Origin of the sequence: Ekhidna sp., assembly GCF_965227465.1 — a bacterium.
In the GTDB taxonomy this organism is placed as follows: Bacteria; Bacteroidota; Bacteroidia; order Cytophagales; family Cyclobacteriaceae; genus Ekhidna.
In genome coordinates, this window is sequence record NZ_OZ245746.1 from 3,833,024 (window position 1) to 3,845,252 (window position 12,229).

The following is a 12,229-nucleotide window of genomic DNA, read 5'->3' on the forward strand; positions in this document are numbered from 1 at the left end:
GTTTGCAAAGCTGATGCTAATCTTCAAACCCTGCAACGTTATTCTTATCAGATTTGATATAAACTCTTAGTCGTTTAATCCTCCTTTGATCTACTGCTACAACGGTAAAAACAAAGTGCAAGAATTTGATTTTTTCTCCGGCACTCGGAAGCTTGGAGTTGATTTCAAGAAGAAGTCCACCCAGAGATTCACTTTCACCTTTTACGGTATCAAATACTGAGATGTCCGAATTAGTGATTTTGCAAAAATCATTGAGTGAAGTTTTTCCCTCAAATATGAATGTCTGACTGTCAAGCTTGTTGTAAGCCACATCGCTTTCATCGTCAAACTCATCATTAATTTCTCCTACGATCTCTTCAATTACATCCTCCATTGTGATTAGGCCGGATGTGCCTCCGTACTCATCGATTACTACGGCGATGTGTACCTGTTTTTCTTGAAAGTCCTTAAACAGGTCATCGATTTTTTTACTTTCAGGGACAAAAAAAGCGGGTCTTAAAAGTTCCTGCCATTTGAATTGTTCTTCCTCCCCTATGTGTGGAAGCAGGTCTTTGATGTACAGAATCCCATCAATCTTGTCAACGGTCTCATTGAAAATAGGAATTCGAGAGTAACCGGTCTTGTTGACTTGATTCATCAGTTCATGAAAATGCGTCTCGCGATCAATAGCGGTAATATCCATCCTGGATTTCATGACTTGCTTCACGGAAAGCGTTCCAAAGTTTACGATTCCCTTGAGTATCCCTTTTTCCTCCTCACTTACCTGCTCTTTTTCAACTGAGATCTCAAGTGCCTGATTAATTTCTTCTACTGAAAGATTGTAGCCTTTTTTTTCCATTCGTCTCTCGATTAACCCAGTCACACTCATCAAAAACCAGGAGATGGGCTTGAAGAATTTGTAGGAAACCAACAATAAGCCTGAGGTTAGCTTAGCAAATGAAGTTCCATTATGATTGGCATAGACTTTTGGTATGATCTCACCAAAGAAGATGATTAAAACGGTAATGATTGAAGTGAGGATTACAATTGTAATCCCTTGTTTTCCGTCCTCTCCTACGATTTGCCAGGTAGCGTAGGTTGATATGGTCACAATGAAAATATTGACCAGGTTGTTAAGGATCAAAATTGTGGCTAGCAAACGCTTCGGATGATGCAAGAGCTGACTGATTCTTTTTTCTTTTAAATCCAGCGAAGAATTAAACTTCTTGATCTGATTGTGTGAAAAAGAAAAAAAAGCTACTTCGGAACCAGAGATCAAGCCGGAAAGTCCAAGCAACACAAGTACAACCAACCCATTGATCAGAAAAAATGAAATTGGCATTTCTGCCATCATGTTGAGTAAAACCGAGGGGAATGGATCGTCTAAAGAGGTTTCCAAGTACTATTTATTTAGTTTAAAAAGGCAGGTCGTCTGAAGCATCACCAGCTTCTGCTTCTTGTGATGGTGCTGATTCCTGCTGCTGTGCTGGTTGGCTTGAAGCGTAATCTCCTCCTTGCGAGGATCCACCTCCACCACCGAGCATAGTCATATTATCTCCGACTACTTCCGTAGTATATCTGGTTACACCGTCTTTCTCCCATGAGCGTGTGCGAAGCTTTCCTTCTACGTAAATCATGTCGCCTTTCTTCACATATTTCTCAGCCACTTCAGCCAAACCTCTCCATAGCACTACGTTATGCCATTCAGTTTGTTCTCTTCGCTCGCCTGTTTGACGATCCTTGTACGTCTCAGATGTAGCCATTGAAAAATTGGCAACTGTAGCACCATTTTCAAGGTGACGAACTTCAGGGTCTTTTCCGAGACGACCGACTAAGATTACTTTGTTTACTCCGGACATAATGAGAATACTATTTAATACCTATTCGTTGTAGGTAATTTACTATTAGTTTAGGTTTTGGCAAATTTAGCATTTCCTCAATGGAATACGGCTTTAAAGTCGTTTTTTCAGCAGCCCTTTTCGCATCATGTTCATCCAGGCAGATTAGATAAAAACGAGCGTGTATTTTCTGATGGCTTAAAATGTGTAAAACCTGCTCAGTTACTTCTTCCAAAAAGGGTTCTTCAAGATTCAGATCCAAAGATAGTTTTTGAAGGACTTCTTCCTCTCCTAAAGCTCCTTCAATCAAAAAGAAATCGAACAGTCCGCCCCAAACATCTTTTGTGTCTCGTTCATTTAGGTAAAATCGCTCATTTTGTTTGAAAACCACATAGTTAAAGTGACGGTCTCGAACTTTGGTCTTTCCTGTTTTGATTGGTAACGATTTTTGAATGCCCTTATCCCACGCATAACATTCGGGTTGAAACAGACACTCGTTGCATGAGGGTGATGGGCTGCAGGTGGTTGCACCAAATTCCATCATGGCCTGATTGAATGTTCCAGGCTGTTCTTCAGATATTTCAGCTTTCAGGGTATTCTCAAATACTTTTCGACTTCCGGCTTTTGATATGTCTTCTTTGATCCCAAAGTATCTTGAGGCAAAACGAAAAACATTTCCATCAACAACCGGAGCAGGTTCATCAAAACAAATGGATGCAATGGCAGCTGCGGTATAAGGACCAATCCCCTTGAGCTTAAGGATTTCGTTGTAAGTAGTAGGAAAAACACCGTTTAGCTCATTTGAAATATGCCTTGCCGTGGCATGAAGGTTTCTTGCACGCGAGTAATACCCCAAGCCCTGCCATAGTCTCAGCACTTTTTCTTCCTTGGCATTGGCTAAATCATGCACGGTAGGAAATGCGTCAACAAAACGCTCCCAATAAGGCAATCCCTGCTCAACCCGGGTCTGTTGTAGGATGATTTCGGACAACCATACGGGATATGGGTCTTTTGTTTTTCTCCAGGGAAGATTTCGCTTTCTCTCTGTATACCAATTAATTAGCCTTTTGGCAAATGTTTTCCCTTCGATGACTTAATAATTTAGAAATCCTTTTTTTATGTGAAGGTGCAAATTTAATTTTGGCCTCCCAATTTTAACACCCACCTATAAACCAGACAGTTGTGACAAAAGCTGATGTGATAAACGAAATATCCGATAAGACAGGAATAGATAAGGCAGATGTTCAAGCTTCAGTGGAGGCTTTCTTCACTGTAGTAAAGAATAACATGGCCAATGGAGAGAATGTTTATGTGAGAGGATTCGGAAGCTTCGTGAATAAAAGCGTGCGAAGAAAATCGCACGTAATATCTCAAAGAATACTGCGATCGTCATCGACGAACACTACATTCCTTCTTTCAAGCCTTCAAAAATCTTTGTGGAGAAAATTAAGAACTCCCCAAAAATCAAGTGAGAAGAACGCAATTAATTCTTTTATTAGGAGCTGCGGCATTCGCGGTAATACTCTTTCAATTGCCCAAGAGTGTGGTAGAGAACGAACAGCTGCAAGAGGTCACTGAAGTGGAGAATCACTCCATGGAAATACCTCAAGAAGTTGAAAATCAGATCAATGAGTTAAGAAGATTAGTAGAAGAGGAAGAAAATTTTGATAAAAAAGCTAACTTTGCGCACTCTTTGGCGAGACGCTACCTCGATTATGGGGCAGTTGACAGTGCGACAAGGTATGCGGAGCGGATTCAGAGTTGGAGTGAACAGCCTTCTGAATTAGCAGCAGACATTTATTTTACGGCTTATGAGCGGTCTCCTGGACCGGAACAAGCAAAGGAATACGCACAAAAAGCCAGAGGGCTTTTACAAGAATTGTTGGATAAAGATCCGACAAATTATTTTTTGAAAAACAGATTGGCAATGACAATGGTTGTTTCGGAGAATCCTATGGCAGGAATCTCTATGCTAAGAGAAATTCTCGCAGCGGATAAAAACAACAGACAAGCCATTCTTAACCTTGGACTTTTGGCTATCCAAAGCGGGCAGTTTGAAAGGGCCAGGGAACGTTTTGAAAATTTGGTATCATTGAATGCTGCAGATCATGAAGCGAAGCTTTATCTAGCGGTTTCAATGATGGAAATAAATCAACAATCGCAGGCTCGCCTGCTTTTGGAGGAAATCTTAGCCACGCAAGATTCCATTCCTGCCATCAAAATGATGGCGAATGATTATCTGAATGGCCTTTAAAACATTTTAGAAACTTTAAAAACAGAAATTATGCCTTGCGGTAAAAAAAGAAAGAGACATAAGATCTCTACTCATAAGAGAAAGAAGAGACTTAGAAAAAACAGACACAAGAAGAAGTAATAGGCACCCATTAAACAATCGCTATGAGTAATGAACTAATCATTAACTCAACTCGCGAGGGATGTCGTATTGCTTTACTAAAGGATAAGAGGCTTGTAGAGTTTCATCAAGATGGAGGAGGTCAATCCTTCAATGTTGGAGACATATATCTTGGGTCAGTAAAGAAAGTTGTTCAAGGTTTGAACGCTGCTTTTATTGATTTGGGTTATGAAAAAGATGCCTTTTTACACTATTTGGATTTAGGACCTCAGGTCCAATCACTGAACAAATTTACCAAGCTAACACTGGCAAAAAAGCTAAACGGCACACGGCTGTCTGGCTTTAAAACAGAGCCGGATATAAACAAGCTTGGAAAAATGAATCAGGTCCTCACCAAAGGACAGAAAATTTTGGTACAAGTAGTAAAGGAGCCTATTTCTACAAAAGGCCCACGACTTTCATGCGAGTTGTCATTAGCAGGTAGATACCTGGTAATGGTGCCGTTTTCAAATACGGTAAACGTATCAAAAAAAATAACAGACGCAAACGAACGAAAGCGTCTGCAGCGACTTATCAGCTCGATCAAGCCCGAAGGTTTCGGTGTGATTATACGCACGGTAGCCATGGGAAAAGATGTAAAAGAGCTTGATACTGATCTTCGCAATCTGGTTGACCGATGGGATCAGGGCATACAAGCTTTACCCAAAGCCAAAGTCAGAGATAAGATTATTGGCGAGATGAACCGCGCCAATTCCATTCTAAGAGACGTGCTAAACGAAAGCTTTGATAGTATCCTTGTTGATGATAAGGATCTTTATCAAGAAATAAAGACTTTCGTCAAGGGCATTGCTCCGGATAAGGAGAAAATTCTGAAGCAATACTCTGGAAAGGCTAAGATCTTTGAAGCGACGGGCGTTGAAAAGCAGATGAAAACCTCGTTTGGTCAATCTGTCAGCATGTTGAATGGTGGCTACCTGATCATTGACCACACGGAGGCACTACACGTGATAGACGTCAACAGTGGAAATAAATCAAATAAAGAGGACAATCAGGAGGATACAGCTCTGAAGGTAAACCTTGATGCTGCTGAGGAGATTGCTCGTCAGCTAAGACTGAGGGATATGGGAGGTATCATTGTCGTTGACTTCATTGATATGCGAAAAATAGAGAATAAGAAAAAACTCTACGCAAAGATGAAGGAGGCGATGAAGGATGATCGTTCCAAGCATACGATCCTTCCATTGTCAAAGTTTGGTTTGATGGAAATTACACGTCAACGTGTAAGACCAGAGCTTTCAATCACAACGAAAGAGGTTTGTCCTACATGCAGTGGTACCGGAAAGATATCAGCTTCCATACAGGTGGCGGATCAGGTAGAGAATACTGTCAAGTATTTCTTTGAGTCTCAAAACGAAAAGAAAATCACGGTAGCTCTTCATCCGTATTTGTATACTTATTTCACTGCGGGAGTCTTTTCAAGAAGAACTAAATGGTTTTTCAAGTATTTCCGTTGGGTTAATATGGTCGAGGATAGCTCTAAGGCTCTAACCGAGTTTGAAGTGCTAAACGCTCAGGGAGAACCTATTCAAATTTGACCTGCCTGGCAGGATAAAAATAGCTAAGAACGCCTTGTCACTTGAATAAGATATTCAGGTGTTTAGGCGTTCTTTTACTTTGCATAGCATCTAGCTAATGAATCGATTCGACCAAATCGTTGAGATTATGACCTAAATTGCCAACCTTTGGAAGGCACGGAGTAAATGAAACGGGTTCTTATTATATCAATTTTACTTGGCGCAGTGATCGTTACTGCTGAAGCTCAATTGCTTGAGGATAACGATAGCAGGCTAAAAACGAAAAAAGTTGAACGTAAAGGATTCCTGTTTTTTCGAAGTAAGAAGAAACCTGGTAAGAGTACGGGCATTCCCGCTTCTGGAGCCAGGACCTCACCCAGATACTCGAGTGCATCTTCTCCTTTTCGACTATCAAGATCATCCTCTCCACGTTATTCATCTGTAAGAGAAAAACAGAAAAGATATTCTGCCAGACCCAGGTACTCGGGAGGAAATCCTTTTAGAGGCAGAGATTATAAAGTGACACCCAGGTATTCATTTGGAAATCCATTTAGGGGCAGCAAGTATAAATTTTCACCACGATACTCCGGAGGTAACCCTTTCAGAGTCAAAGACTACAAAGTGACCCCCCGATATTCTCCGTCAAATCCGTTTAGAGGCAGAGATTATAAAATCAGCATAAGATATTCTCAGGGATCTCCATTTAAAGGAAGAGACTATAAGGTTACCTCTCGATATTCGCCATCTAATCCTTTCAGAGGAAAAGATTACAAAGTAAGTGTTCGCTATTCTCAAGGATCGCCCTTTAAAGCCAAAGACTATAAAATCACTCCGCGCTACACTCAGGGCATGCCATTTCGTGGCAGAGATTATAAAGTGACCCCTCGATATTCTCTTGGAAACCCTTTCAGAGGTCAGCGATATAAAGTAAGCCCTCGCTACTCTCAGGGAATGCCATTTACTTCGAGAGACTATAAGGTTTCGCCACGCTATTCGGCAGGTAATCCTTTTAGAGGAATCGACTATAAAGTTAGACCCAGGTATTCCAACTCGAAGCATCGATTTGTGGTAGACCAGCGCTGGAAAAAGTTAACCAGGTATTACAATGAGTCTTCCACATGGCAAGGGGATATGAAGGTTAAACATCGTAGAATAGGAGATCAGCACCCAAGCAGCAACTATCACGTGGCGATGAAATTCAATAGTCCAAAGGTTCGAAAGATGTTCAGAAAGTGGAATATTTTCTGGACGCGACTAAACGGGAACAAGCAGAACTCAAACGGGGTTAATGAAAAAGTAAAAGAACCCAAGTTTGATAAAAAAGAGCGGGTGATCTGGAATAATTGATCCCGTTTTAATAATTAAAAATTTATGTTTTCAAGTTTATTTTCAAAATCTGAAAAAGTAGATATCCCATGGAATCAACTTACAGATGTTAATGAGTTGATTCAGATTGATGAAATCTCGAAAGAGAAGCCGGTGTTGATCTTTAAGCATAGTACCAGATGTTCAATAAGCGCTATGTCACTTAGCAGATTTGAACGCTCATTTGAATCGGAAGCTGCTTTTACTCCCTATTTTGTTGACCTAATTGCGAATCGAGAGGTTTCAAATAAAATAGCCGAAAAATATGGGATTAGGCATGAGTCCCCTCAAACAATCCTGATAAAGGATGGCAAATCAGTTTTTCATTCATCTCACATGGGTATTAGCTATGACGAATTGAATAGTGAAGCAAAAAAAATTTAGGGACTTACGCATTATTTTTGTTATGCTATAGCCAAACATGAAGAAGTATTATATATCCATCTTGCTAGTTCTTCCTTTACTCGCCAGCGCTCAGCTCTTTGAGGGGGAGGACTTTGAATATACTTCAGAATGGATTTGGGGAATAAATAAAAATACAAACGGAGGGCTTATTGGTGGGCTGATGCTAAGACATAGCCGGAAAAAAGGAGATGATATTTATCAGACCTTTGGGCTGGAGCTCTCTAACGTCAAGCATCCTAGTGAGGCCAGATACGTCGGACTGAGTGGTGCCGGCTTTATTTACGGCAAATCAAACTACCTATATTCCATTCGAACAAGTTATGGTTTGGAAAAACTGATGTTTCGAAAAGCGAATCAACAGGGGGTACAGATTAGCATTGCAGGAGCAGGGGGGCCAACATTTGGTCTTGTGACACCATACTATGTACTGAGTAGTGATCAGCAATACTCCCAGTTTAATGTAGTAAACCATCCGTCTCCACAAAGCATTGCTGGGCCAGGTAAACTTTTCCAAGGTCTTGGTGAAGCAGATTTTGCTCCCGGTTTCCACGCAAAGGGATCAGTCTTCTTTGAGTTCGGAACTTATAGAAGTAATGTAGCCGGAGTTGAAGTAGGTGTTATGGCAGAGGCTTTTACAAAAGAAATTGAGCTTGTTCCAACTCAACCGAACAAATCTGTTTTTACTTCTGTTTTCTTCACATTGTTCTGGGGAACCCGAAAATAACGGGATTCTATCCATCCTGAATTAAATTTGCATTTCATTTGGAATATTCGCGTATGATTGATTTACCAGTAGTAGAAAAGCCGGAAAGAAAAAAGAAACCAAATTGGTTACGGGTCAAATTACCTGTAGGTGAAAACTACGCAAAAGTTAGAAAGCTGGTGGATCAGCACAAGCTTCACACCATCTGTGAAAGTGGAAATTGCCCAAATATGGGAGAGTGCTGGGGAGAAGGAACCGCCACTTTTATGATTTTAGGAAATGTATGCACTCGAAGCTGTACATTTTGTGCTGTTGCTACAGGAAGACCACCTGAATATGACGAGGAAGAACCAAAGCGCGTAGCAGAGGCGATTAAGTTGATGGGGGTAAAACATGCGGTACTTACATCAGTAAATCGAGATGAGTTGAAAGATCGCGGGGCTGAGATATGGTATCAAACGGTGATTGAAACAAAGAACGCCTCGCCGGAAACAACTATAGAAACGTTGATACCGGATGTAAAAGGCAACTGGGACGCATTGTATAGAATGATAGAAGGGGGTCAGGAGGTTGTTTCCCACAACATGGAGACCGTAGAGGGACTGTACAGAAGAGTTCGTCCTCAAGCTAAATACAACAGAAGCCTTGAGCAGATTAAGCTCACATATGAGGCAGGCAAGCGAACTAAATCAGGAATTATGTTGGGGCTTGGAGAAACCGATGAGGAGGTGTATAAAGCAATGGATGATTTAGTTGCTCATGGACTACATATTCTTACACTTGGCCAATACCTACAGCCGACCAAACGACATATAGAGGTGGCAGAATTTGTGCACCCGGATAAATTTGATCACTTCAGAGAAGAAGGGTTGAAAAGAGGACTTAAGTATGTCGAATCCGGACCACTAGTAAGATCCTCTTACCATGCAGAAAGACATGTCAATGTGCCGATTTAAAAACGACCGCTTCGAATAATCTTTCTAAGCCAATCGTAGTAAACAGCAATAAATAACAAGATCGTCATTAACCAAATGATGATGACGTTGAAAACCTTCGTGTCGATGTATTGACCTGCAAAATATTTTTCTGGATAGTAAAAGTTCGTTCTAAAGTCTAATGCATGGTCAGGATGTTCATTTTTTGCGTAAATGGGATAGATTTTCTGTACCAGTTCATCTCCAGAAGTTACCACCCTCCTTTTAGTTTGGATGTTTTTTACCATTTGTCCTATTCGCTCATTTTCATAAGTGTTTCGATTTTTCATAAAGCTATCTTCAAGCTCAGGAGTTTTAGTTTTCTCTGCAATGAGCGCATCCAGCTCGTCTTTTGCTTTCTTTCTCCTGGCGTTGTAAACCGAACGTATGGCAGATAAAAATTCAGCAGTCTGCTGGTACACATCCTTGGTTAGTCCGTTTTCTGTAAGTTGATCAACAACGGGAAGCTTGTCAGCTCCAAATATTTTTAATTGCTTTTTGATTTCATTTTGGAGCAATTGCATCTGACTTGCTCTTCCTATAAAGTTTTTATTCGCAAAGCAATAATCCAGGTGTTCTTGTAAGTACTTGGCATAGTACACAGACTTATACGTATTAATTGCAACAGCTCTATCGAGCGCATATGTTTCCTGATTGTGTGGGTTATCTCTAAACTGTGTAACCGCAAGGGCTTCATAAGCCCATCGTGAGGCCATAGTCTCTCCAATAAATGGCACTTTTTCTCTGTTCGCAAAAGATGAATTCAGCTTGTCAAAATCTACGACTACTCCACTGAGAATAAGTTGTGGGATGATTAATAGCGGGATAAGAATGTAAACGGTAATAACCGAATTAAATCCTGCTGAGATGTTTAGTCCCAAAATATTCGCGAAGCATGACACTGAGAAAAGTATAATCCAATACCAGATTGTCATTCCCTGAATTTCAAGGATAAGTGAACCAACAACCACAAACAATAAGGTCTGAACCGCAGATAGACAGAACAAGAGCAATGTTTTGGAGGAGAGGTAGCTCATTTTACTCAGGTGGAGAAAAGCCTCTCTTTTTAAAATTTTCCGATCTTTGATGATCTCTTCCGCACTTACGGTCAATCCCATAAACAGTGCTACGATGATGCTCATAAAGAAGAAAACAGGGATGTTCTCATTCTTGTAAAAAGTATATTCGGAACCTTGTGGTGCATACTTGGTGATCAACGCCAATAATAAGGCAAGCACAGGAGCCTCAAGTAGGTTGATCAATACGTATTGTCGGTTACTGATCTTAGCGAGAACATCTCGTTGAAGAAAGATAACTCCTTGCTTAAATCTGTTTGGGAGATCTAACGACTTCTCGGGTTTAGTATCAATCTCTTCTGCAGTTTCAATTTTGATGTTATTCTGAAACTGTTCGTGCCATTGTTCCGGTGTATATTTTCGTTTATTGGTAAACCTTCCATATTCATCCACAACCTTCATTTCGATGATATTGAAGATCTGCTCAGGGTTAACATTTCCACATTCAATACAAGCGCTTTGATCCTTATCGATCATTTCCACGATGTTCTTGAAGTAGGTAACCGCTTTTACCGGGTTGCCATAATAGATCTGGTGACCTCCGGTATCTAGAATTAATAAGCGATCAAACATCTTAAAGATTTCTGAAGAAGGCTGGTGTATCACAACAAACACCATTTTTCCACGCAAGGACAGCTCTTTTAGCAAATCCATGATGTTTTCCGAGTCTCTCGAAGACAAGCCGCTAGTGGGCTCATCTACAAAAAGAACTGATGGTTCCCGTAACAACTCCAAACCAATATTCAGCCTTTTTCGCTGGCCACCACTGATGGTTTTTTGAAGGGGGTTTCCAACTTTCAGGTCTTTTGCTTCGGTTAGTCCAAGTGAGTCAAGCGTTTTTGTTACGAGCTCATTTAAAACCGATTTTTCTGTATGGTCAAAACATAGTTTAGCAGCGTAGTAGAGATTCTGATAAACAGTCAGGTCTTCAATTAGTAAGTCATCCTGAGGTACGTTACCAATAATTCCTTCAACCTCTTTTGGGTTTTTATAAATATCAATTCCATTGATTCTAACTGATCCCTGGAAAGGCTTTGAAGTACCATTAAGGACATTAAATAGGGTGGACTTACCAGCACCACTACCTCCCATGATGGCGAAAAGTTTTCCTTTTGCTTCAGAGATATTAATATCAACGAGCCCTATATTTCCTTTGGGAAACTTGTATGAAATGTTTTCAGCAACGAATGAAACGTCTGTCTCAGTAATCTCATCCCTGAAAATACTGATCACATCGCTGTAATAAAGTCGCTCGGTTTTTTTCCCTTTAAGGGCACTACCGGTGGAAAACACTTTGATTTTGTTGGGAGACACCATCAACCCATTCAGGGTCAGGATATCGGCTCCATAAAACTTAAAAAAAACGGTTTCAATTTTAGGAATCTTGAAAAAGGCGATATGACCTTTTAAATTCTCCAGGTGAATATGACTCTTTCTATCGGGATCATCTGCTCCAGAAATGACCACTGAATAAATATCAGGGTAATTATTTGGGTCTCTGTTGATCACAAAGTGAGTGATTGCATCAACAGTTTCCGAATCAAATTTGAAATGCTTGCCGATCAAATTTAGGAGATGCCCCTCTCTCTCTGTTATTATTCCATCTGCAATAATTAACTCCATCAAACGAACCATAACAACCAGTTTTTGCTGTTGCGTTAATTCATTATTGATGTTTGAAGTGATGGCTTCTATCTGACTATGATCATCTTTTCCTGTATCAATCTCATTTACGTATTCGTCCAGAACCTTCAGATAATGACGTGTGTCATCACGACTTACATTTTCATATAAAAATTCACGTACGGATTCTTTTTCACTTTCATCAACTTCACCTTCCTCTTTTGCTACAATAACGAGGAGGCGAATGATCGCTTTGAGAAGTTCTTCACTCATGTGAGGGCCGGTTAGATTAGATGATGATAAAGTTAGGACATTCTATCTCTACCAATCAAAAAAAAA

10 protein-coding genes and 1 pseudogene are annotated in these 12,229 nt (G+C 40.4%); 7 read left to right on the forward strand and 4 right to left on the reverse strand.

The window, feature by feature from the left end; genetic code table 11:
* Nucleotides 1–16: 16 nt before the first annotated feature.
* The 3 genes from gldE to mutY are packed head-to-tail and all read right to left on the reverse strand — an operon-like array spanning nt 17 to nt 2,907.
* Entirely contained in the window at nt 17–1,378 is a 1,362-nt protein-coding gene (gldE, locus tag ACO05G_RS16890) for a gliding motility-associated protein GldE (RefSeq protein WP_421763806.1), read from the reverse strand.
* A gap of 16 nt (nt 1,379–1,394) precedes the next feature.
* Nucleotides 1,395–1,838, reverse strand: a complete 444-nt coding sequence (locus ACO05G_RS16895; RefSeq protein WP_348283083.1) for a single-stranded DNA-binding protein — start codon at nt 1,836–1,838, stop codon at nt 1,395–1,397.
* Nucleotides 1,839–1,848: 10 nt separating this feature from the next.
* Nucleotides 1,849–2,907, reverse strand: coding sequence for an A/G-specific adenine glycosylase (gene mutY, locus ACO05G_RS16900; RefSeq protein ID WP_421765721.1), 1,059 nt, complete (start codon nt 2,905–2,907; stop codon nt 1,849–1,851).
* 92 nt (nt 2,908–2,999) lie between these two features.
* Here mutY and ACO05G_RS16905 point away from each other — a divergent pair.
* The 7 genes and pseudogenes from ACO05G_RS16905 (at nt 3,000) to lipA (ending at nt 9,173) form a co-directional block, all read left to right on the forward strand.
* Nucleotides 3,000–3,289 (forward strand): annotated as a pseudogene (locus ACO05G_RS16905) (HU family DNA-binding protein).
* Entirely contained in the window at nt 3,286–4,071 is a 786-nt protein-coding gene (locus tag ACO05G_RS16910; RefSeq protein ID WP_421763807.1) for a tetratricopeptide repeat protein, read from the forward strand. Before ACO05G_RS16905 ends, ACO05G_RS16910 begins: the two are co-directional and overlap by 4 nt.
* A 143-nt stretch (nt 4,072–4,214) precedes the next feature.
* The gene (locus tag ACO05G_RS16915) at nt 4,215–5,765 is read left to right on the forward strand and encodes an Rne/Rng family ribonuclease (RefSeq protein ID WP_421763808.1); all 1,551 of its coding nucleotides are present in this window, start codon (nt 4,215–4,217) and stop codon (nt 5,763–5,765) included.
* A gap of 165 nt (nt 5,766–5,930) precedes the next feature.
* Nucleotides 5,931–7,091 carry a hypothetical protein gene (locus ACO05G_RS16920; protein WP_421763809.1) on the forward strand — a complete coding sequence of 387 codons (1,161 nt, stop codon included), beginning with the start codon at nt 5,931–5,933 and terminating at the stop codon, nt 7,089–7,091.
* A 24-nt stretch (nt 7,092–7,115) separates the two neighbouring features.
* Nucleotides 7,116–7,493, forward strand: coding sequence for a bacillithiol system redox-active protein YtxJ (gene ytxJ / locus ACO05G_RS16925; protein WP_421763810.1), 378 nt, complete (start codon nt 7,116–7,118; stop codon nt 7,491–7,493).
* Between the two features lie 37 nt (nt 7,494–7,530).
* On the forward strand, nt 7,531–8,238 hold the full coding sequence (locus ACO05G_RS16930; protein WP_421763811.1) for a hypothetical protein: 708 nt from the start codon (nt 7,531–7,533) through the stop codon (nt 8,236–8,238).
* A gap of 53 nt (nt 8,239–8,291) precedes the next feature.
* Complete coding sequence (lipA, locus tag ACO05G_RS16935; RefSeq protein ID WP_421765722.1) at nt 8,292–9,173, forward strand: lipoyl synthase; 882 nt, start codon at nt 8,292–8,294, stop codon at nt 9,171–9,173.
* On the opposite strand, the gene ACO05G_RS16940 is transcribed toward lipA, so the two are convergent.
* Entirely contained in the window at nt 9,170–12,163 is a 2,994-nt protein-coding gene (locus ACO05G_RS16940; protein WP_421763812.1) for an ATP-binding cassette domain-containing protein, read from the reverse strand. The two genes, lipA and ACO05G_RS16940, sit on opposite strands and share 4 nt — an antisense overlap.
* Nucleotides 12,164–12,229: the final 66 nt, after the last annotated feature.